The sequence below is a fragment of the Paenibacillus pabuli genome, assembly GCF_039831995.1.
In the GTDB taxonomy this organism is placed as follows: Bacteria; Bacillota; Bacilli; order Paenibacillales; family Paenibacillaceae; genus Paenibacillus; species Paenibacillus pabuli_C.
The window spans coordinates 818,145-841,384 of record NZ_JBDOIO010000004.1 but is presented as its reverse complement, the minus strand read 5'-3'; the positions used below and the strand labels follow the sequence as shown (position 1 = coordinate 841,384).

The window sequence follows — 23,240 nt, the reverse complement described above, 5'->3', positions numbered from 1 at the left end:
TCCTCCTATTCGTTACCCGGTGGGCGTGACCGACCATTCTTCCAGCATTGCAGCACGCTTAACTTTCGACCATTCATGTTGAAGCTAACCAGATCCGCAGGTGCTCCTGCCTCAAGTCCTGCGGCCTGTTGAAGCCCAAGCAGCTCCGCCGGATGCGCCGAAGCACAATCCCAGGCATCGGCAAGTCCGGCAAGTCCTGTTTCCACGAGATAGCTCACCTGATCCAGCAGCATCCTTGCCGAGCCGGCCAGCAGCTGCGGCTGCCCGGCAAGGTGCAGCCGCCCTTCTGCTGTCAACACCACGTCGCCGCCGATGTGCAGACGGTAAGAACCTGGTGGCATGCCGCTCAGTGAGACGGCATCGCTAACGAGAATGGCCCGTTTGCGCTTCATTCGGAGAATGACAGACAGCACGGATGGCGGAAGATGATGGCCATCTGCGATCATGCAGCCATACAGCTCATCTGCTGCGAGCTGCTCCCACAGGTAGTTTGGATGGCGTGGAAGCATCAGATGCGCACCATTGCCAAGATGGGTGGACATGACAGCCCCTGCCTGGACAGCTTCCCGAATCTGCTCAGGCGAAGCCGCCGTATGCCCAATCGAGACCAGAATGCCAGATTCACAGCACCGGGCGATAAATGAAGCTGCACCCGGCCATTCCGGGGAAAGGGTCACGATACGGATTAGCCCGCCTGCTGCCTCCTGCCAGCGGCACAAGGCATCCCAGTCCGGGGGAACGATATGCTGCCGCGGATGTGCACCGCGCGGTCCGTCCTCCGGTGACAGGAACGGGCCTTCCAGATGAATGCCCGCTATGCACGCGGCCGCATCCGCGTTTACCCGAACAGCTTCTGCAATAGCGGATGCAGATTCAGCGAGGCGATCATAACGGTTTGTAATCAGTGTAGGGCAATAACTCGTGACTCCTTGACTCCGCAGCAGCATGGTCAGCTTCAACACCGTATCCGGGCACAGCGGAGCCGCATTCAGATCCAGACCCCAGCCACCATTTACCTGCAAATCAACCAGACCGGGGGCAAGCCAGGGAAGATGTTCCGTGGAAGATGTCAGAGCAAGATCAGTAACGGCAGCAATCTTTCCCTCTCTGACTCGGACCTCAATGGGCAGCCCCGTCCGGTAGTGTCTACCAACAATGGGCAGACTCACAGGCCGAAGGCTTCCCGGTCCGTAAACATCGTGATACCGGGATGTGTACGCAGGATCGTAGCGGGACATGCCGTGCTTATCGGATCATGTAAAGCTGCCTTGAGCGCCTGACGTTTCGACACGCCTGGAACAATGGCAAACAGTTTCTTGCCTGCCATCAGCGCCGGCACCGTCAGAGTCAGAGCCTGTTCAGGTACATCATCCAACCTGGCAAAACAGCCATCGTTTACCTGCTGACGCCGGCAGGCATCATCCAGCTTCACCACTTTCACAGGCACTGGGTCATTAAAATCAGCAACAGGTGGATCATTGAAGGCAATATGACCATTCTCTCCGATCCCAAGACAGATGATATCGATGGGCGCAGCACGAAGCAGCTCTCCATACCTCAGACACTCCTGCTTGACATCGCCCAGTCCGTTCAGCAGTTCCACCCGCCCCGGCTGAATTCGGCTGAACAATCGTTCCGTCAAATACCTGCCGAAGCGCTGCGGAGCCTCCTCGGGCAAACCAATGTATTCATCCATATGAAAAGCACAGACCCGTGACCAGTCGATGTCCTTCTCCCGCACCAATCCCTCATACAATTCGTTCTGCGAAGGCGCTGCAGCAAAGACCATACGGACATGGCGCTCTGAATCCTGCAGCAGCTGTCTTAATTGAGCACCTACTGCAGCAGCTGCAGCCGTCCCCATCTGATCCCGATTGGCATAGATCTGTACAGACATTCGATCTGCGACCTGGGTTTCCAGTGGTTGTATTAAGCCATTTGCTTTCATGCTTCTCATCCTCCTTCAGACGGCTGTTTGCCCGATTCTTCATGACCCACATTCTGCATCAGCAGTGTCGCATGCGGCAGATCATGCTCGCTTGCATAGTAATAACCGTTATAACGGATCCGGCGTGGTTCAAAACCTACCTGCCTTCCCGGTACCACCGCTTCCGAGCCAAGCGTTATACTTCCATCTGATCCGGTGATCCCGCTGGTATACCGTCCTGCCGAATACGTAAACCTTCCCTCCACCTTCGCACCCGCTAGTACTGCGCCGGAATCGTAATCTCTGACCTTCAGGGTGACGGATACTGCTGATCCGCTAAACACCAGATTCATGTCCGAGACAACCAGCGGCTTCAGGGTGGTGCTTCCCGTCGTAGCCGATACTTCATCCGTGAGTGGTCCGATGTTACCCTGCAAGTCGCGGGCTGCAATGCGGTAGTAGTACGTCGTATCCGGCAGCAGTCCCTTATCCTGGTAGTTCAGACCCCGGGCGAGTCCGGCGATATCCGAAGCAGCAGGCGTGAATCCTTGGATGGTACTCCGGTAAATTACATAGCGCTCCACTTCCATGTTATCCGAAGCCATTTCATAATTCAGCTGTATGGCCTGATAACTGGTTGCTTCGATGGATGGCATTCCCGCAAGGGCTGAAGGGGCCTCCTGATCATCCGGCGCTGTCCAAAAAATGCCGCCCGGTCCCCAGTAAGAAGGCAGTGCCCGGTAGGAATCATAGTGATGAACGGCAATGCCGCCGAAGGCGCTGCTCTGCGCGTAAGCTGTATAGACCTTATCCAGTTCGGCTTCCATATGGCTGCGGCCTTCCTCCCAGAACGTGATCGCCTCTGGATCGCCGCTATTTGCGATATCCAGCGTCTCCACACCGATTACCACCGAATTCGGTTTGCCGATCTGGTCAGCGTAAGCCAGTTCTCCAGTGGCCCCGGCAATAATGCCCGCAGAGCCATCCGCCGTATCCCGGTAATCCATGATGGAGATGTAGTCAGAGATATCCTGTACATGCTCGGAGAGCCACTTGCTGGAGCCATTCCAGACAATATTCGCCCCCTGGTCGGAAGTGTCATACCACTTGGGCACAGCCGGGCCGAACGGCAGCCGGATACCCGCCATATTCCGGCGGTCAATCATTTTTTGCAAGACATCCAGGTATTCCTTCTGCAGAAATCGGCTAGGATCTCTAAAGTCGGGGGAAATGTAAGGTTCAATATCCACATTGATACCATCGAACTTCTCTAGATCTGCAGCTGCAAGATTGTAATTGACGACCTGTTCCATTTCCCTTACTGCATGACTGTGATATTTCTCGTAAGCGCCCATATAGGCCGGAGAAGTGCCGCCAGCAATGAGTGCATGAACCTGCAGATTTTTGCTATGAGCCCAGCTCAGGAACGAACGCAGTTCATCCACCTGTTCTTCCAGCGCATTGTACCCGGCATATTTGCCCACTGCCAGATACAGGGTCTGAACCGGCTCTTGCCCGAATGTCTGCGTATCTGTGATAAATGACTCGAGCACCTGACGCGCACCGGGATTCAGGAGCAATTTGTAGCTTTCCGGTTCCCAGATCCACATCGCCCGGTCCTGATCGGGCAAAGGCACGGCCGGTTCATGCGTCCCGTTTCCAACCTGTGCATACACGGTTGGACTATAGCCGTATCGCCCCGGTGCATTGGTCGCTCTGGCCTCCAGACTGACCGTACGATCGCCCATTCCCGCCGTGTCCCACACGAATACATACGCCGAACCTTGCTCGACCGCCTGCTGCCATGGCCCCCGATTCACCCTTACCTCTACCATCGAAACCGGAATGGGCGAGCTGGTCTCCATGGTGACCTCAACCTGACCGCTTAAAGGCACACCTTCGGACGGCCCAGTAATCGTGACGACAGGGACAGCCCCTGCCGGATTATCAATCGTAAGGATGGCGGGAGCACCCCATACCCCGTAGCGGGTGGACGTATCCAGTCCACGGACCACCAGTTCAACTGTTCCGTTATAGCCCGAGGTATCCAGCATGTAAGACCAAGTGCCGCTGTCATCCCCGTCCGGATCATTCATCAGCACTTCGTATTGGGACGTTCCGTTCACATACAGCCGAATATCGTACAGGTCGGTATAACTGCCTCCGATCTCTACCATCCCCCCGTCCGACACATACCCACCTCCCGGTGCGTCCAGCGAGATGGAACCCGCTGCTCCCGCATTACCAGGGAAGGGTATTCCAACGAACACCATACCTATCAACAAAATCATGGCTAGCCTGAATCCGGAGTACACACGCAGGTGCTGCTTTTTCATAAGCGAAGCCTCCTTTTGCCATTCTGTACTAATGGTCTAGGATTCCTGGGCCGTACATTCGCTCATTTCGCGCTCAACTGAATATTCAGAACGCGGTCATACGCTTCCTTATAGGTGCTCAGCAGCTGATCTACACCAAGATTGTTAATCTCCTCTACATACTTCTCCCAATCCGCCAGACTGCGGGAGCCAGTTACGAACTTGGCGAAGCTCTCATCGCGGTGCTTTTTGATTGCCTGCCCGGTAATGGATATAATTTCATTTTCGCTCTCGGTAAACGCAGGTCTTGGCTGCATGGCTGAAGGATCATACTTCACCGCTTCTTCATAAGCGTGCTTCAGGGCATCCGAGAACAGTGACAAATGGGCATTAAAATCAATCCACGTATAGGTCCCGCTGGTCTGAAGCCCCGTCTGCTTGCGCATTTCAATGACATCGTTATACTCCGGCTTGAACTTGATCGCATCGCCTTCCTTGACATAGGTCTCGCCTTCTATTCCCCAACTGCTGAGTGTACGCCCTTCCTCGGAATAGAAAAAGTCCATGTACTTCATGACATCGTCAATGTTTTTGGAGGTGGAAGCTACCGTTAATCCGCCCTCCATATAATGAAAATACGGATTCAGCTGTTTTCCCCCGGAAATGCCGGCTGGTGGTGCCATGAACTGCATGTTGAACTCTGGATTCTCCGGCTGCATGGCATTGTTAAAGAAATCAATCCGGCTGATATAATCAATGGTCACGAATGATTTGCCCGTAGAGACCATATCCTGCCACTGCTTGGTTTGCAGAGATAAGAAATCGGGCGGAACCAGGCCTTCGTCGTAGAAACTTTTCCACATGCCTACCATAGTTTTATAGTTGTCTTCGGTCGGTCCATAACGCCACTCTTTCTGGTCAAAATCGTAGTAGGCACCTTCTCCGGTCCCATAATTCACCGTCATATTGGCATTCATCTCATCCGGAATCTGCCCGTAACGGATGGAGAGAGGGTAACTGTCCGGATATTTCTCCTTCAGCTTCTTCAGGGCCGCATGCAGCTCTTCGTAGGTCGTTGGAACCTGAATGCCTTCCTTGTCAAAAACGTCTTTGCGATACATCCAGATCATGCGGTTCGTCTCACCGAAGCCCTGATTGGGGAACATATACATCTTGCCGTCGGCGGAGAGGGCAGCCTTCGCTTCCTCGGGGTATTGTTTCATCCATGCCTGCAGATTCGGCATGTTATCCATATGCTCCATCAAGTCCACCAGCGCGCCCTGCTGTCCAAACTTGTTTGATTCTTTGCGATTGGGCATATACATCAGATCAGGCAGCGTTTTGGAGGCAATCGCCAGATTTAGGCTTTCTTCCAGCTTGCCGGAAGGTGTCTGCACTTCAAGCGTGACGCCGGTCTTCTCCTTTAACCAGTCCCAAACGGGCCAGCTCTTGGAATATGGGAACGTGGCATTGTTATCCAGCAGTGCGGTGAACGTCTTTCCCGTTCCCGTGGAATTTTTCGTTACGCCATTCTCCCCTTGAACATCCGTCTTTGAGCTGGAACCGTTGCCGCCTCCACTGCACCCCGCTACCATCGTTACAGCAATCAACAGCGGAAGTATTACCGATTTCCATTTGGCCATACGCTTCTCTCCCTTAATCTGAATTTACGGTGGTTCTTGCCGATTAACCTTTGACCGCTCCAACCATGGCTCCCTTCACGAAATACTTCTGTACAAACGGATAAATGACCAGAATCGGCAGGGTGGAGACCATAATGGTCGCATATTTGAGAGATTCCTCCACCACCATGTTATCTCCTCCAATCGACGTAACGTCGCCTGAGCTTGCACTTCCGGCCAGCACCAGATTACGCAGCAGCACCTGAAGCGGAAACAAATCGGGAGATCTGAGATAGAGCAGCGGGAAGATAAAGTTATTCCACATGCCCACGGCATAGAACAGAGCAATGGTCGCGAAGGACGCCTTGGACAGCGGCACTACAATACGAATGAAGATGCCGATATCGTTCAGACCGTCCATGCGGCCCGATTCCTCCAGCTCTTTGGGAATGCCAGAGAAGAACGTTCGCATCAGAATCAGATTCCATGTACTCACTGCCCCTGGGAGAACCATGCCCCAGACGGTGTCCACCAGATTCAGGGAACGGACCACCAGAAAGGTCGGGATCATTCCGCCACTAAAGAACATCGTAATGACAATCAGCACGGTGAAGCTATTGCGCAGCGCCATGTCTTTCCTGGACAATGCATACGCTCCGGTTGAAGTGACCACCAGCGAGATCAGCGTACCGAGCACAGTATAGATAATCGTATTTCGGTACGCCGTCCAGATTTGCGGATCTCCCAGCACCAGCTTATACATGCTCAGGTTGAAGCCCTTGGGCCAGAAGGAAATATTGTTCTGGATGACGTTTACGTTGCTGCTGAGGGAGACGGCCAGCATATGAAGGAACGGATAGAGTGTGACCATCACAACAAGCAGCAGGATTAATGAAGCCACGAGATTAAACCAGGAGAATCGGAGGGATTTCACATTCACACCTCTTTTCTACCATAGACTGGTTTCACTTAATCGGCGGCTGAGCAAGTTGGCCGTATAGATGAAAATCAGGCTGATGACTCCCATGAACAGGTCAATGGAGGCGCCATAACTGAAGTTTCCCTGGACCATCCCCACCCTGTAGACATACGTGCTGATAATATCAGCTGTATCGTAGATCGCCGGATTCTGCATCAGGAAAACTTTCTCGAAACCAATCTCAAGCACCTTGCCGATATTCAAAATCAGCGTTATGACGATCGCGGGAGATATGCCAGGCAACGTGACATGCCAGATTTTGCGCAATCGGCTTGCTCCGTCCATCTCAGCGGCCTCATACAGCTGCGGGTCGATGGCCGTCAGCGCGGCCAGATAAATAATGGTCTCCCAGCCAATATGCTGCCAGATCTCCGACAGGACATAGATCCCCCGAAATAGCCCTGGCTCATTCATGAAATTGATAGGTCCCACGCCGATCCATGCGAGCAGATTATTAATCAGCCCTCCGGTGGGGGACAGGAACATAATGACCATACTTGCCACAATCACATTCGAGATAAAATGGGGCAGGTAACTGACCGTCTGTACAAAACGCTTGAACGCCGCCTTACGCACCTCATTGAGCAGAATGGCAAGCAGGATCGGGGCCGGGAACCCAAACACCAACTTATACAATCCCAGCAGGAACGTATTTTTCATGAGCGGCCAAAAATCGGGATTCTCCAGAAACATCTGGTAGTATTTGAGCCCTACCCAATCACTGGCCCATATTCCCTTAAACAGGTTGTAGTCTTTGAAGGTAATGACAAGTCCGAACATCGGTGCATAGCGGAAGATTAAATAATACAGGAGGCATGGCAGGAAGAGCAGCCATAGCGCCTTATTTTTGTTCCAAATCCGGGTCATCCGTACCTTCCGCCGAGACGAATGATTTAATTTTTTTCGCAGTTTGTCTTCCATTAAGCCAGCATCAGCCATCGGCAGGCCCCCTCTTGCTACATGATTGCAGCTCAATAAGATGTGAGCTAACTTCCCCTGTTTCACCGGGGTTTATAACCAAATTATAGCGAGTTTTCATCTGTAAGCGCTATCTACATGTTATATAACATTTCGCCTGTAATGCTATTTTTCAGATATCCGCGTATAAATCCGTAAAAGTGTATATTGTTTGTGTCAGCTTTATGCCGCTATGATTAGATTAGTCCATTGAGCTAATTGACCTGAACTCTCCTATTTTCAACAGAAGCAGCACTAGAGCAGTTGAGTCCGAACCAAAAAGCACGAGTCACAGAGATGAAAAACCCTGCAGCTCGCGCTTTTCTTTTCTTCCTATACAATGATCTATTGTTATTGCTGAGTATATAAATTAATCCAGTTAATTGGCCCACTCACTGCCATTCCAGATATCCGGATTATCAATAGTCTGATTTTCTCCACGTACAACAGAATCATAACTATCCTTTGTATTAGTATACCAGTCAACTATAACTAACTTCCCATTCACATTTTGCACCAGAAATTCAGTAGGTTCAGCAAAGCTGCCTACATCCTTACTAACGCGTGCCTCTAATTGAAAATAGAAAAAACCTTCACCTTCTCTAACATGTTCAACTTTTCCGGCACTAATATCAACGCCTGTCACTCGATTATGAGTGAGCTTGTTTTTGCGAAACAAATTAAATTGCGATGCAATCTTTTTTTGCGTATATTGCTTAAGGTTTTCGTTATCGATATAACGATCCAGTTCAATGTCGGAGCCGTTCCAAATCGCTTTGTAATATTCAGTTAGCGCTTCTGTACACATTTTATAGGCCGTATCAGTATCCAAAGCGGATAGACCACTTTCGTCTTCAGCTAAAAAATGGGAGGAGTCATTCGATGAATTTTCTTTGGTGTTGGGAGAAACTTCTGCATCTTTAGCATTCTTAACATTAATTTCTCGGGAAACAGGAGCATCATTACTGTCGTTGTCACTCGTATTAGCTTGTTCACATGCACTTAGACTTAATAAAATCACCAATAACAGGTAAGAACGTTTCATTAATTTCCTCCAGTGAGAATATTCTTCTACTCCACATCTTGATGCGGGGAAATGAGGCTATTGTGCACGATGTCAGCATAGGCATCCTTCATTAAGATCACACAAAAGCATAGTTAAAGGATTTTATATTGTCAGATAACTTCTCTTTAAATCCTGAAATTATCCCTTTATTATAACAAACCCTTTATGGTAAGCGCTATCTACATGTTATATAACATTTCCCTATACTGCTATTTTCCAGATATCCGCGTATAAATCAGTAAAAGTGCATATTGTTTGTGTCAGATTTATGCCGTTATGATTAAATTAGACCATTGATCTGCGGCTGTATCCGAGGGGGGAATGTCATAATGAAGGGACTGCTTACAAACCGATTTGCGCTGAACGGCCTGTTTGTTAAGCTAATGCTGAGCTTCCTCAGTGTCATCCTGATTTTGGCTTCATTTAATCTGTTCTCCCATCTGTACCTGAGCAACAAAGTTTATCAGGAGATGGTAAGGCAAAATGAGCTGGGCCTCGCACAGACCGTCGAAGGATATGAGAATCACTTCCGGCTGACCCAGAACATGATTCTGGCCCTCACTCAATCGGATACCTGGACAGCCAACTTGGGCATATTGAGCCACCTTAAGGACAATCGTCGTTATGATATTCCCGCTGAAGTGAAGGCCGACCTCTCTACCCTGTATACCAATCCTTTTTTGCATATCGACAATTTCATTCTTTATTTCAAGCAGGAGGACTATGTGCTGGAGAAGGAAGGACTTAGCAGCGCAGCCGACATGTTTGGCAAATATTATTACAGTGAAGCGTATTCGCCGGACTACTGGAAAACCCAAACAATGAACAACCAGTTCTTGAAGGTGATGCCCGCAACAGCTTTTACGGAAAAAACGGTCCATTCTTCCCGCTCTCTGGGAGAGCTGATGCCTGTTATGATGAAAGCCATCCCCTATGAGGAAGTGTACGGAATTGTGATGCTGAATCCGCAGCGTATGCAGGATACGTATGGAGACGGCAGCCATAATCCGTTCTACATCATGGATAGTGAGGGGCGTTTATTGTTCACTACCACAGAAGAGGAACTCCATAATCCTCCGCTTCCTATAGAGGGAAGCAGACATGAACGCATTGGAGATCAGTATTACTTCTATGAAAAAGGCAAGCAGACCGGGTTCACCTATGTGAGGGTCACCCAGGCCTCAGTGATTGCGGCAGAGATGCGCGGCATGCAGCTGCTGCTTACGGTACTGCTCGGCGCTGCCATTTTGATCAGTGTACTCTCCTCCCTGCTGTTCAGCCTGAGGTTAAACCAGCCGCTGCAGCACCTTATTGCCGCTCTTGACCGAAATTCCGGAAGCGGGACAGACAAGTTGAGCAGAGTGAAGGAATTCGCCATGATCGGTGACCGTCTGAGTAGCATTCTGGAGAGCAATCGATTCATTCAAAGCGATCTTGCGCAGAAGAACTCTCTGGTACGGCAGTTCGCTTATACGCATAAAGTCAAGAACATCCCGCTCAGCTCCCATCTGGCAGATCTTGAGGAGGTTCGGCAGCCCGAACATCCCTACGTGGCCATTTTATTCAAGGTTGGCTTCAAGGACCGGCCTGATGAATTGGAACAGCATACCCTCCTATTGTGGAAATTAATTCAGAGCCTGTTCACCAGCAATCCGAATAACAGCGTTGCACTTCAGCCTGAACAGGATCAGTTACTCCTGCTCCTGTTCGATCCCGGTCCGCAGAGCGGTATCCTGCAGGCGCTCGATACGCTGAAGGAGCTGCTTGCCGCTGAAGAATCTCTATACCTGACCATCGCGGTAAGCCCGGTGTACTCGGGGGATATTCCATTTACCGATGCGTACGGGAATTTGTCCACTCTGCTCAAGGAGCGAAGACTAAACGCAGAAACCCAGGTTATTGTGGAGCCACGAGCCTCTTCATCCAGTTCGTTTCATGTCAAGGTGACCTACGGGGAGGAACTGCATGACCTTCTGCAATCAGGTAATGAGGAGGCCGTTATGGCCTGGCTGGATCGCCAGCTGGAACAGCTGAAGCACAAGGACGCAGCCGCAGAGGATTTTCGGACATTTGCTCTCGGTGCAGTAGAGCAGATCGGTAAGACAGTAATGAAGCTGAATTTGACGCACATTGTAGGCGGGCTTCCCTCCTCTCCATCTGGTGATCCTTTCGCTGGTTTTTATTCCATACAGCAGTACAGGACATGGCTTCAGTCGCAGATTCAACCTGTGCTCACCGCGATCAGCAGCCAATTGGAAACGAAAGATCCCGTCATCAGCTTTGTTCTCGATTATCTGAACCATCATTATGGGGAGGATATTAATCTGAATCTTGTTGCCGACAAGCTGAATCTCACGCCGGGCTATCTCTCCAGTGTGTTCAAGGAAAAGACCAACATCAACTTCAGCGAGTATCTCAATAATCTTCGGGTTGAGCGGGCCAAGGAACTGCTAGTGAATGTCGATCTGCGAATTCAGGATATCGCCATGCAGGTCGGTTATCAGAACGTGAACTCGTTCATCCGCATGTTCAAGCGTCGATACGGGCTGACCCCGGGAGAATATCGTAAGCGTCATGCGGGTGATGACCCGTTCATCTCCTCGAGTCATGGTTAGCCAGACGTGACCAGCGAGGCATCTTAAGATTGTATATAAGCAAATACCCGCTTAGAAAGCGGGCATTTGCTTATATATTGCTTATATATTACATGAGAATTTTGGACAGGTGTACAAGAGCCGTTGAGGGAATGCGTTGTTCTTCAGGGATATTCTCATAGAGAATATGTTCTTTTCCCGCATCCATCATGTGTTTGCGCATGGCTGCAATACGGCCTTTGCTGTGATCGATGAAGCGGAAATCCACCTGCCGCAGACTTGGCATTTCAGTCAAACGTTCGAAAGTTTCTGCCTTTATTCCTTTATGTATCTCTTTCAGTTCCAGTACCTCTAATTGCTCCGCTGTCCACAGGTTGTCTATTTCCCGTAATGATTTCATAAAATCCAAGTCCAGCTGCCGCAGGTTCTTCATGCCTGAAAAGTCGCACAGCCGCTCGACTTTGGGCAGTGACAAGTGCAAGAACTCCAGATGATGCAATGCACTCAGTTCATCAATATGGGTCAGATTCCTTACAGACGACAATCTGAGCATACGAATGTTTGAGTCAGCGAGCACATCCAGCGGTCCATTTAAGACACCATGATCGATGGCCAAATATTCAATAAACGGCAGGTCCACAACAAAGTCCAGCGTCTCGATGTTACAGTTTAACACCAATGTACTCAACCGAATACAGTCCTCAATCGGAGATAAATCATCGAATTTACCGCTTAGAGAGAGATACTGCAGCTGTTTGTAATGTCGGATGAACTCCAGATTTTGCGTTTTGGTTGCTCGTATATTCAGAAATTCCATTCGCTGCAGCCCACCAAGTACTTGCAAATCCTGTTTCTGTTTCAAATCCAGTTCCAGAGCCTTGACATTTTTCAATCCAGCAAGTATCTTCAAGAATTCTTCCGTGTAGCGCCCCTTCTCCTCCACATTCGTAATCTTTAGGATCAGATCAGGCCGTTTGGAAAATACCCGCTCGTCCAAGTCCGCTACATCTTCCATCACATCGGCTCCGACTACAAAAGAAACGGTAGCCCGATTCCGCAGCTGCTTCACCGCATTGTCCATTTTCGCTGCGTTCCAGGGAACCCCGCTCATCGACGCAGTCCAAGGTTCACTCATTTCAGATCCCCTCCATCTGGTTTTCCTGTAATTGTAAATGAAGAAAACTAACTTGAGAAGTGCAATATAGCCTGCATTTATAGAGTTCGTTCGCGTCTCTTCTCATTTGCTCCCCGCCCATCTATTATAGATATAAGTGTTTGAACAGACTGGAGGAACCACAGCATGCAATTTGCCAAACGAATGAACCATTTTAATGAAGGAATATTTACCCGATTATCTGAAATTAAGCGACAACGTCTGGAACAGGGGCTGGGCGTCATTGATCTTAGCGTAGGCGCACCCAATACCCCGCCAGCGCAACATATTATCCAGGCTTTGTGTGAGGCAGCGGCTGATGTGCAGAATTACACCTATGCTATTAACGATCAGAGTGAGTTGCTGGAGGCTGCCAGTGAGTGGTACCAACGCAGGTATCAGGTCGATCTGGATCCCAAAACCGAAGTTTGCTCTCTGCTCGGCTCACAAGAGGGTCTGGCACACATCTCATTATCCATCGTGGATGAAGGTGATCTTGTCCTCGTTCCGGATCCCTGTTATCCGGTATTCGCGGACGGGCCGCTCCTGGCGGGGGCAGAGCTGTACTACATGCCGCAACAGGAAGAACATCAATATGTCATTCAGCTGGAAGAGATCCCCGAAGCTATCGCGCAGAGAGCCAAATTCATGCTGGTATCCTACCCCAACAATCCAACAACAGCCATGGCACCGGAGCAGTTCTATCTGGACCTGATCGCATTTGCCAAAAAACATGATATCATTGTCCTCCATGACAATGCGTACAGCGAACTTGTGTTTGACGGGAAATCATGTGGAAGTTTTCTTGCCTTCCCTGGTGCCATGGACGTAGGCGTTGAATTCAATTCCCTGTCCAAAACCTACGGACTCGCTGGGGCTCGAATCGGATTTTGCATGGGCAATGCAGCAATCGTATCCATGTTGAAAAAGCTGAAATCCAACATGGATTACGGCATGTTCCTCCCGATCCAGAAGGCAGCCATTGCCGCCATTACCGGGGATCAGAGTGACGTAGACCGGGTACGGGCTATCTATGAGGAACGGCGGGATATTCTGTGCCAAGGCTTCAGCAGACTCGGATGGGAAATAACGAAGCCCGATGCCACCATGTTTATCTGGACGCGGATTCCGGCTCATTATGACAGTTCGGAGCAATTCGCCATGGATCTGGTCAGCCGGGCGGGCGTCATCGTGACGCCTGGAAGTGCATTTGGACCTTCAGGGGAAGGATATGTTCGTCTCGCGCTTGTCCAGGATGTTGAGAATCTTCACCGAGCAGTGTCATCTGTTGGAGACAGCGGCATTCTCAGAGCAACAACTTAGATAATGAATAACGCGAGCGGCAAAGGACTGGAGTAGCAGCAGGCTCGCGTTATTTGGGGTTTATATAAAATAGGATAGTTATCATTCATCCACTCTTAAGGAACCACGTTGAATTGAGTCGTTCTGAATTAGTTGAAAAAAGTGGCCTGCAGACTTCCTTCTATTTCAAAGCCATCCATCTTTGCGCAAACGCATGGCCCAATTGTTGGAATGCCTGCCGTAAATGTCGGTAGAAGGTTGCACGGCTCATATGTAAAACTTCAGCCAACTCGGTCTTCCGATAATTGCTATGCAAATAGCTTTCCCTAAGTATGCGCTGCCCCAGTTCAGTAAGTGGGTAGGTTGGCTGATCAGCGTGAAGGATGTTCATAACCAATTCCCGTGCAATCACTCCTTCGCACCCCATGGCCTGTAAGGGCGCCATCCCTTCAAGCACCGTATCATCATGTATATGTTGGAGCATTTGTCTGACTTCATCCCAGGATAAGACACGGGGTTTCTCCTGAGCGATGAAGCCTGGAGTCTGAATGTTCTGCCTTAGAATACGCTGAACCCAGACCCCAAAGGTCGCCTGCCTGAAATCCAGTTCCCATATTTGCATATCCTCCTTGGCATTTTGCTTAGTCGGCATCATCCGTTCCTCAAATCCCAAATGTGACAGCAACGTGTTTAGTTGTCTGTCCGCAGTGGGAATTATTGCACGCAGTCCGTTCATCGCATCGATTAGCCAGAATTGGAACAGCATGCCACCCAGTTCTTCAGGGCGATAATAGGACTGTTCCACGTCTACTGCTGCTAGAAGGATGCATATCGTATCAGCCGCTTCAGGAGGGAGTCCGCGTGCCGAGTTCGCCGCCTCGCCCAGCATTTTCAAATCATTAGGGGCATATTTCTCCAATATAGACAACGTTTTGTCATGCAACCAAAGTCCAGCACAGAATGCCAGAGGTAGCTTGTCTGCATTCCGTATAACGCGTATCCCTTCTGGAACATGATTGGCAATATCATCTAATAATGCAGAATGCTGTCCACTCTCGATTAGCTCTGATTGCCAATCCGAACGTGCCAGCGACGCGTTAAGAAAACGCTGTAAGTAAGGAAGATCTTCAGGCTCAAAAGACATCTGCTGCTCCACTTCCCGCTGACGTACCGTTGAGAAATCGGTATAAGCATGGGTCGAGGGCAATTGTTCGCGGTACAGCTCCAATGTATGAGTCGCAATCTGCATTTGCAACAGCCTGTTCACTGAAGGATACCGCTCCGTAAGCAATTCCAATACTCGGGAACGCATCATCTGGTAATGGCCAGGGTCGCGCCTCTCGTAGTCCTCCCTCAACATCCGGGACACCAACTGATGTAAAGTAAGACCTCCGACGCCAGAACGGACACAGGATAATGTACTCAATGCCACGTAATCCAATACACTCAGGGGGTGATGCAGCAACTGATTGAGCATCGACTGATCTGCTGCCGGAAATAGCGACAGCAACTGTAAAGCCTCATACATATAGGGAGAGGTCGCTTCCTTGAGTATCTCTGCGCTCAAAATGCGGGGAAGCTGATGTTCGTATTCCTCCCGATCTCTTCCCTGACGTCGCAGCATATCCACCGTCAGCGCAAGCAGCAGTGGGTGCCCATCTGTTTTTTCTACGATATCCTGCTGTACTTGGAGTGGCAATCCGCTTGATTGGACATATTCGTGAACTTCCTGGCGAGTGAGAAGCTCAAGAGAAAATGAATGAACACGATTAACCCATAAAGGATTTGTATTCCACTGAACGGGCAGCCCAGTCCGGGAAGCTACAACAAGCAGGAATTCGCTTGCTGCAACCAAGGGAAGCAACCTGGATAACAGCCAGTTATCGATCCGGTCTATTTTTTCACAATTATCGATTACCACTACGGTACGTTGATGGGTCAACTCTGCAACAACATGTGCAAGAAGTGGGGTATCTGCCGTACGTGTTCGGCCATACTCCGTCTCCAAACTCATCTCCAGATGAGACAGGAAGGCGCCTGGCGTCTGCAGGCAGATCTCTCCGTCCAACCACAACGTAACCGCTGAATATCGCCTGGCCTCTGCTGCCATTTCCGTGAGCAGCGTCGTCTTGCCAATACCCCCGATTCCCGTAATCGAAAAAATTTGCGATTCGACATTAAATGAAGCAAGCCACTCAGTCAACTTCTTCAATTCCTGAGCAAAACCGACAATGTGCGGCGCAGGCAGATTTTTGTTCTCTGATTGTGGATTCATGCAGCACACTACTTTCTGTTTCAATTATGAGACATAAACGAGACAAGCATGTTACTTAAAATATATTATACTAGTTTTTGATTGACACAGATTCTCACCGTTCACGTTCTACAATTCTTTTCGGTTACATCCTAATTTTATTTCTAGATACTAAAGGGGAAGTGAAGTTTAAATGAAGAAATGTTCATCCATGATGAAAATCCTGCTTGTGATCATCCTTAGCGCGGGACAAATGGGTGTGTACACCTCTGTGAAGGCAGAAGGCCAACAAAGCGGATCAAGCTCCATCCCGCCTGTTGAGAACGGCTGGGTCCAGGTATCTACCCAAGATCAGCTTGTGTACATCAACCATAATCAGGAACTTTACCTGACAGAAAACATCCGCCTAACCGCGGATATCGACTTGTCGGGGATAAACTGGATTCCGTTTGGTGGCAATGAATACGCTCCGTACAGTGGTACATTTGACGGGCAGGGACATTGGATCACAGGCTTGGCTATAAATAATGACACCCGATTATCAAACGGCTTTATGGGTGAGTCCAATGGTCATATTCAATATATTAACCTGGAGGCAGATATTAAAGGGGGCTCCAATACAGGTGCACTCGTAGGCTTTCAATCCGGGGGAAGCATTGATCATGTATATACGGAGGGAGCTGTACTGAGCGGGCACATCTCCAGCAGTATAAGCCCTACAGGGGGCATCGTAGGATTATTGAGCAATGCACGTCTGTCTCACTCTTCCTCAGCCGCTTCCGTTACGGTAAGCGAATCTGACAATTTGCATGGAGGTGGACTTATAGGATCCCAGGCAGGGAGCCACATAAGCGAATCTTATTTTACCGGTAATCTGGCTAACGAGCCTCTAGAGAACAAGCCTTATGCCCATATATATGCTGGAGGAATTACAGGTTATCAGTTAAGTATCACAGATCAATACAATATCGTCAAAAACACCTATTCAACTGGTGCAATCTCCACGCTGAATCCGAGTAGCTACTCACAATGGGGTGCGATCGGTGGATATGTGTACAAAACAAACATATCGGGTTCATACTTCGACACGATGACCACAGGTATGACCTCAGGGACAGCTTTATTTGCTGACAGCATTATCGAAACCTACGGGAGAACTACAACAGAAATGAAGCAGCAGGCTACTTATGCCGGATGGGATTTTACAGATACCTGGAACATACATCCTGCCATCAACAACGGCTATCCGTATCTGCGCCCTGCAGTATTAACAACCGAGCTGCCTCAGGCGTTTCAGAATGAATCTTATTACATTGATCTGGCTGGCTATGACGGAGCACGCGCAGGACTTACCTGGACTGCCTCTGGACTCCCCCAAGGATTAAGCTTGAGCCCTTCTGGTGAGCTGACAGGGACACCGATACAATCCGGCACGTACACCGTAAACGTCTCTCTGTCGGATGCCGGGTCCGCCACAACGGAACGCGCTCTGCAACTAGTCGTTGCAGCGAAGGCTCCAGGTATTGCGGATGCAGAGGTTCAGCCCGGAATGAAGGTAGGCGCAACAAGCATTACAGCAGTGCCAACCCAAACCGATCATACCTTTGCCTATGCGTTGGATCCCTCGGACCCTAACCCTCCATTGGTTGGCGATGCATTGCCTGAGGATGCAGTACCCTATATTTCTGGTACCGATATTCCTGCCGCAAGTCCAGGACAGGTTGTGATCCTATTTGAAGTGACAGACGATGACAATAAGGGAGACTATCGCATTCAGGCGTGGCAGCGCTTCGTGCTAGAGCAAAAGCATATTCGTCAGTTCGTCCCTGTCAGTGGTATTCATCTGGAGCGGGCTGAACTGGACCTCACGTCTGGTGGGCCCTCGGCAAAACTGACAGCAACCGTTGAACCAGAAGACGCTACTATCAAAACACTCCACTGGAGTTCCAGTGATGAAACTGTTGCCACCGTGGACCTGAACGGGGAAGTTCAGCCTGTGGCTGAAGGTACAGCCATTATTAAAGTTACATCCGAAGATGGCTCCTATACGGCAAAGGCAACCATCACGGTATTTCCCAAGGCTGGAACAGTCACCGGTTCTGTATACGGCACGGGATTGACTCCACTTGAGGGCGCCTCTGTTTCCGTAGACAGCATTGATATACTTACGGATAACCTGGGAGGTTTTACGTTGGAACAGATTCCTGTCGGAACCCGAACTCTCATCATAAGCGCAAAAGGTTATGATGCGGCAGAACGAAGCGTGGAAGTACTGGCGGAGCAGGCTGTGGATGTGGGCAAAATTACGTTAATGCCCCTTACAACTCCGCAACCCGAGCCCCAACCGTCACCTGGCACTCCCCCAGCCCCTTCTCTTGTATCAGGATCGGAGTCATCGGCCGGGTCCCCGACTGTTCCGTCGCCAGCCGCAGGTTCAGCTACGGTCAAGCTGGAAATTAACGGGCTCGATATCGAGGTTAAAACTTCAACAGAGACCGCCCCTGACGGTCAGGAAGCGATCCGCCTTAAGCCTGATGCGGCTTCTCTCGTGCAAGCATTCGCCGGTTCAAGATCGGAAATGCTGATCCGTTTCCATACGGAATCTCCTGTCGTATTCCTGGATCTGCCGGTCGCGTCACTACGGAGTATGCTGCAAAAGCAGTCGGAGGTCAGCATAACCTTCGAAGTCAATGGAGTGAGCTATGAGCTGCCCTTGAACATGTTACCCTCACTGGCTGACAGTATGACTGTAACCATAGGTATTGGAAAAACATCCCCCAGCATCGTAAGCACCCTGGATGCTGCGGTGACGAAGCAAGGCTATGAACTCATCGGCAGCCCCATGAACTTCGCCTTATATATCGATGGGAAGCAGACAGGACATTCTAATCAGGGATATAGTAAACGAATCCTTTCACTCCCTTCACAGGCTGAACCCGAAAAGTCAACGGCCGTGTGGATTGATGCAGAAGATCAGATGCATTTTGCCCCTTCCCTGTTTACCATGGACGCCCAGCAGGCACAAGCCATCATCTTCACACCCCATAACAGCATGTTTGCAGTCGTCTCTGCGAATCATGCATTTGCGGACATGAAGGATCACTGGGGACGATCCGACGTCGAAATGCTTGCGAACAAATTCATTGTCGAGGGTGAAGACGATGACACCTTTGCGCCAGAGAAAGAGATTACACGTGCCGAATTCACGGCATTGCTTGTCCGTTCTCTGGGATTGCCTGAGCACCAGCCGACAGCAGTGTTTGCCGATATTACAGCAGAGCAATGGTATGCTGGAGCCGTGGGCACTGCACAGGCTGCAGGCTTAATCAACGGTTTTGATGATGGCTTGTTTAGACCGGATGCAACCATTACCCGTGAACAGATGGCTGCAGTCCTCGCCCGTGCATTAGTTTTTGCAGGAATACAGCCTCATCCGGACACGGAAGTACTGGCTGTATTGGCCGATCGAACCACTCTTTCAGAGTGGGCTTCCGAACCAGTGTCCATAATGATGGAAGCAGGCTTGATGCAAGGTACGCCAGCCAATATGTTTTCTCCTAAGGAAATGGCGACCCGGGCTCAGAGTGCGGCAGTATTGAGCAGGATGCTGCAATATATGAAGTTTATTGACATACCACAGTCACTTACACCCTAAGGGATGCTTCTTGAAAGAACTGGTTGACCTGAACAGATATAAGTTCCATGAAATTATCCACCTCCCAATCTATCAAAAAGTGGACAGCATCGTCGAACAGGTTGTGGAGTTCCCCCAGCAACTGATTCAGTTGTCTAAAAAGCTTCAGGAGAAGTTCATCCAGTTTCCGGTAGAACCGTTGTATCAGAATTATCGGTATAAATCAATAAATAAACGTCAAAAAAGCCCGCTGCATAAGCGGGCTTTTTTCATTTCCAATCCTGTACTGTATCCATTTACTTCATTGGTCTGTGCCAGTTGGAACGGTACATCAAATAAAGGAAGTACGGTGTTCCAATCAGGGCAATAAGGATTCCTGAAGGAATCTCTGTCGGCGCCATGACTGTTCTGCCAATTGTATCAGCGAGCACAAGCATCACTGCACCCGCGAGTGCGGATAAAAACATGGACCGTCTTAACTTATGTCCCGTCAGCAACCGCACCATATGTGGAGCAATCAAACCGATAAACCCGACGGTTCCTACACAAGCGACAGCCCCCGCTGCCAAGAGCACCCCCGTCGTCATGGCCAACAATCGTGTACGGCGTACGCCCAGTCCAAGTCCTGACGCACTGTTATCGTCGAATACCAACAGTTCGAATCGGCGTGCCAGCCACCAGGCCAGCGGAACCAGAACAACCAAAAATAAACCGATAACCTTCACCTGATCCCACGTACGGGCATAGGTACTACCTGTCAACCAGATATATCCGCTGCTGCCGTATACTGCGCCACGAACAATCAAAATCTGAATCCCTGCTCCAGCAATGGCCGACATGGCGATCCCCAGCAGCACAACCGCAGACGGATTCAGTCCTTTCTTCCAGGAGAGGGAGAACACAACCACTGCCGCAATAGACGCACCGATAATTGCTGCGATTGGCAGCAGATACATCGGCAGACCCGGCCATAAAATGATGACCATCATCGCTCCAAGCCCTGCCCCAGAGGACACACCGACGATAGACGCATCCGCCAGCGGGTTACGCACGGCCATCTGAATGAGCACTCCGCTGATCGCCAGTGCAGCTCCTGCACCTGCAGCAACAAGCGTACGCGGAATCCGAAGCTGAATTACCGCGGAGAATAGTCCATCAGATCGGAATAAACTCGGCAGCAGATCGGCCAGCGGAATTCGCAGACCGCCAAACATTGTACTAAGCAATATAAGAGCTATAGTTATGACTGAGAACAATACGGCCATCGGGCCGAACGCAAAGCGGCGTGAAGGCGCACCTGTGCTCATTGAAGATGACATACCTGAACCGTTCGCTGCTTTCATACGTGTAAGAACCAGCCAGATCAGCCATGGCGCACCAATAATCGCCATGACAGCTCCTGTCGGCAGCTCCATGCTGGAGTTATGTACCATCTTGGCGAGCACGTCTGCTCCAACGAGGAGAGCCGCTCCCCATATAAAAACACCGGGTAACAGTAATCGGTTGGAGCGCACCCCACTCAATCGAACCAGATGGGGTGCTACCAGACCCACAAAGCCGATCGGCCCAATTACGCTGACAATTACCGCTGCCAGCAAAACCGCGATGATCAAACCGCCGGCACGAGCCAGTCCAACCTTTTGACCCAAAGAGGACGCCGTTGATTCATCCAGCTCAAGCATATCCCACTGTCTGGACAATATTAGCGCCAGAATGGTTATGCCAACGACCCATGGCCAAACATAAGTGACGCCGCTCCAGTCATTCTGGACGAGTGTTCCGGAACCCCATAGGAATAGTCCCTGCGTTTCCATGGAGAAGAAAATATGCAGTGCGCTTGTAAATGAACCAAGCACCATCGACACGATCATACCGGATAACGCAAGTCGAACCGGACTAGATTTCCGTCCGCCACCCATAAAATAAGCAGCAAATGCCGCAATCAGACCGCCAAGAGCGGCGAACAAAAAAGGCGATTGATTGAGTACCCCCGGGAAGAGAATAGCTCCCAGCACGACAATAAAATAGGCACCTGCATTAATGCCCAGCGTGTCTGACGCAGCCAAGGGATTACGAGTGATCGTCTGCAGCAGCGCTCCGGCAACAGCTAGCGCACCTCCTGCGATAATGCCGATAACCGTACGCGGCATACGCAAATCCCAAATCATATTGTGTTCCAACGTATTCTGTCTGCCTGTAAGAGCATCCCATACGGTGTGCAATGGAACGGAAGCCTCTCCATAACAAAGACTTACAAAAAAAAGCACGATGAGAGCGGTTAGACCGCCCCCATATATGCTTATGGTGCGCCAGTTCATCGCTGGCCTAGTTCCCTGAACTGAACTCATTTGGTAATCGCCTCAACAACCCCGTCAACCAACACTTTGGAGGAGATGGGTCCACCAAATGTCCATGTTGTGCTGTCCAGTTGATATAAGCGGTTTTCCTTCACGAAATTCAGTTCTTTCCAAACCGAGTTATCTTTCATTGCTGTGCCAAAAACGTCATCGTCTGGCTGTGTAATATAAATGAAGTTACTGTCCTGTACATCAGACAAGGATTCAATTCCCACTGTGGAGAAACCATATCCCTCTAGCTTTTCCGGCTGCCAATCGTTAACCAAACCGATCTTGTTCAATGTCCCAATAACAACCGAGTTGTCGGTGAACATACGCAGACTTGCTGCATTTTGATACGTAAATGCCTGTGTCAGCGCAAAATTGAAATTCTCTTTACCGGCAGCAGCCAGTTTTTCTTTAGCTTCTACATAATGTTGATCCAGTTCATCCAGTACTTGTTTCGCTTTGTCCTCTTTGCCAAGAGCAATTGCGATGTTATTGAAGATATCTGTCATTTTGTCATAGTTATAGCCATCACCATCGTAAGGGTCGAATTCCATCGTTGGTGCAATCGCATTAAGCTGATCGTAGACTGCTGTATTATTATCTGCATTGGCAATGATGAGGTCTGGCTTCAAAGCAGCAATAGCTTCCAGATTCGGCTCACTACGTGTACCGATATCCGTTACACTGTCGTCCAGGGCTGCTTCGGAAGTGACATAGACTTTGTAGTTGGCATTGTCTGCATTACCTACCGGTTGAACGCCCAGTGCAACCACATCTTCCGTATATGTCCATTCCAGTGTAACCACGCGCTCTGCCGGCTTGTCCAGCGTAAGCTCTCCGCGTTTATGCTTAACGGTTACAGGGCCGGAAGCCGCTTCCGTCTGCGTGTTGTCAGAAGTATTACCTTCACCTGCATCCGCAGCTGATCCGTTCGAGCTAGTGCTTGCAGAACCGCATCCTGCTAATGTAAGAGCAAAAACCAACAATAATAGTAGTCCGTTCAAGCTTTTTTTCATGTACTGTAATCTCCCCTGTTTGTATGTATTAATCTGATAATAATTATCATTATCACATTTTGGATTATGCGACAGA

The 23,240-nt window shown here is 49.8% G+C and carries 14 protein-coding genes; 3 read left to right on the top strand and 11 right to left on the bottom strand.

Annotated features, from left to right (window positions below):
* Positions 1-5: 5 nt before the first annotated feature.
* The 7 genes from ABGV42_RS23355 to ABGV42_RS23325 all read right to left on the bottom strand — a co-directional run bounded on the left by ABGV42_RS23355 (position 6) and on the right by ABGV42_RS23325 (position 8,845).
* Complete coding sequence (locus tag ABGV42_RS23355; protein ID WP_347383908.1) at positions 6-1,169, bottom strand: N-acetylglucosamine-6-phosphate deacetylase; 1,164 nt, start codon at positions 1,167-1,169, stop codon at positions 6-8.
* Positions 1,166-1,948: a glucosamine-6-phosphate deaminase gene (locus ABGV42_RS23350; RefSeq protein WP_347383907.1), complete on the bottom strand. Its 783-nt coding sequence runs from the start codon at positions 1,946-1,948 to the stop codon at positions 1,166-1,168. The genes ABGV42_RS23355 and ABGV42_RS23350 overlap by 4 nt, the downstream gene beginning before the upstream one ends.
* Positions 1,949-1,953: 5 nt before the next feature.
* Positions 1,954-4,263: an Ig-like domain-containing protein gene (locus tag ABGV42_RS23345; RefSeq protein ID WP_347383906.1), complete on the bottom strand. Its 2,310-nt coding sequence runs from the start codon at positions 4,261-4,263 to the stop codon at positions 1,954-1,956.
* Positions 4,264-4,325: 62 nt separating this feature from the next.
* Positions 4,326-5,885: an extracellular solute-binding protein gene (locus ABGV42_RS23340; RefSeq protein WP_347383905.1), complete on the bottom strand. Its 1,560-nt coding sequence runs from the start codon at positions 5,883-5,885 to the stop codon at positions 4,326-4,328.
* Positions 5,886-5,928: 43 nt separating this feature from the next.
* Entirely contained in the window at positions 5,929-6,735 is an 807-nt protein-coding gene (locus tag ABGV42_RS23335) for a carbohydrate ABC transporter permease (RefSeq protein ID WP_347384474.1), read from the bottom strand.
* Between the two features lie 78 nt (positions 6,736-6,813).
* Complete coding sequence (locus ABGV42_RS23330) at positions 6,814-7,710, bottom strand: ABC transporter permease (RefSeq protein ID WP_347384473.1); 897 nt, start codon at positions 7,708-7,710, stop codon at positions 6,814-6,816.
* A 469-nt stretch (positions 7,711-8,179) separates the two neighbouring features.
* The gene (locus ABGV42_RS23325) at positions 8,180-8,845 is read right to left on the bottom strand and encodes a hypothetical protein (protein ID WP_347383904.1); all 666 of its coding nucleotides are present in this window, start codon (positions 8,843-8,845) and stop codon (positions 8,180-8,182) included.
* Between the two features lie 350 nt (positions 8,846-9,195).
* On the opposite strand from ABGV42_RS23325, the gene ABGV42_RS23320 reads away from it, so the two are divergent.
* On the top strand, positions 9,196-11,481 hold the full coding sequence (locus ABGV42_RS23320) for a helix-turn-helix transcriptional regulator (protein WP_347383903.1): 2,286 nt from the start codon (positions 9,196-9,198) through the stop codon (positions 11,479-11,481).
* Positions 11,482-11,569: 88 nt separating this feature from the next.
* Here ABGV42_RS23320 and ABGV42_RS23315 read toward each other — a convergent pair whose 3' ends face one another.
* On the bottom strand, positions 11,570-12,595 hold the full coding sequence (locus tag ABGV42_RS23315) for a hypothetical protein (RefSeq protein WP_347383902.1): 1,026 nt from the start codon (positions 12,593-12,595) through the stop codon (positions 11,570-11,572).
* Positions 12,596-12,760: 165 nt separating this feature from the next.
* Here ABGV42_RS23315 and ABGV42_RS23310 point away from each other — a divergent pair, with 165 nt between their 5' ends.
* Entirely contained in the window at positions 12,761-13,936 is a 1,176-nt protein-coding gene (locus tag ABGV42_RS23310; protein WP_347383901.1) for an aminotransferase class I/II-fold pyridoxal phosphate-dependent enzyme, read from the top strand.
* Between the two features lie 160 nt (positions 13,937-14,096).
* Here the strand turns inward: ABGV42_RS23310 and ABGV42_RS23305 are convergent, their stop codons facing one another.
* On the bottom strand, positions 14,097-16,190 hold the full coding sequence (locus ABGV42_RS23305; RefSeq protein ID WP_347383900.1) for a bacterio-opsin activator: 2,094 nt from the start codon (positions 16,188-16,190) through the stop codon (positions 14,097-14,099).
* 172 nt (positions 16,191-16,362) lie between these two features.
* Between ABGV42_RS23305 and ABGV42_RS23300 the strand changes: the two genes are divergently transcribed.
* A complete protein-coding gene (locus ABGV42_RS23300; RefSeq protein ID WP_347383899.1) occupies positions 16,363-19,824 on the top strand; it encodes an S-layer homology domain-containing protein in 3,462 nt (1,153 codons plus the stop codon).
* Between the two features lie 275 nt (positions 19,825-20,099).
* On the opposite strand, the gene ABGV42_RS23295 is transcribed toward ABGV42_RS23300, so the two are convergent.
* Both ABGV42_RS23295 and ABGV42_RS23290 read right to left on the bottom strand, forming a co-directional pair.
* On the bottom strand, positions 20,100-22,151 hold the full coding sequence (locus ABGV42_RS23295; protein ID WP_347383898.1) for an iron ABC transporter permease: 2,052 nt from the start codon (positions 22,149-22,151) through the stop codon (positions 20,100-20,102).
* Positions 22,148-23,164 carry an ABC transporter substrate-binding protein gene (locus tag ABGV42_RS23290; RefSeq protein ID WP_347383897.1) on the bottom strand — a complete coding sequence of 339 codons (1,017 nt, stop codon included), beginning with the start codon at positions 23,162-23,164 and terminating at the stop codon, positions 22,148-22,150. Before ABGV42_RS23290 ends, ABGV42_RS23295 begins: the two co-directional genes overlap by 4 nt.
* Between the last annotated feature and the right edge of the window lie 76 nt (positions 23,165-23,240).